Annotated in this window: 1 protein-coding gene; it reads left to right on the top strand. The window is 60.8% G+C overall.

Going from position 1 to position 255, the window contains the following annotated elements; translation table 11 throughout:
- The coding region (locus tag ACLFKU_RS44745; RefSeq protein ID WP_410853520.1) for an IS66 family transposase zinc-finger binding domain-containing protein at positions 1–255 on the top strand (255 nt) is incomplete at both ends.

The following is a 255-nucleotide window of genomic DNA, read 5'->3' as shown; positions in this document are numbered from 1 at the left end:
CTCGCCGCTATCGAACTGGAACTCGAGCAGCTTCAGCCGGCAACGCCAGTCGACGAGCCACGTCAACAGTCCAAACGCGCATCGCTGCCTGCACAGTTGCCGCGTACAGAAATACATCACGAGCCTGACGGCACCGTATGCCAGTGCGGCTGCGAGCGTGTGCGCATCGGCGAGGACATCAGCGAGAAACTGGATTACACGCCGGGTGTGTTCACGGTAGAGCGGCATATCCGTGGCAAGTGGGTGTGCAGGAAC

Source organism: Paraburkholderia sp. EG304 (assembly GCF_046543485.1).
In the GTDB taxonomy this organism is placed as follows: Bacteria; Pseudomonadota; Gammaproteobacteria; order Burkholderiales; family Burkholderiaceae; genus Paraburkholderia; species Paraburkholderia youngii.
The sequence above is the reverse complement of the archived record's forward strand: the minus strand, read 5'-3'. Positions and strand labels throughout refer to the sequence as shown.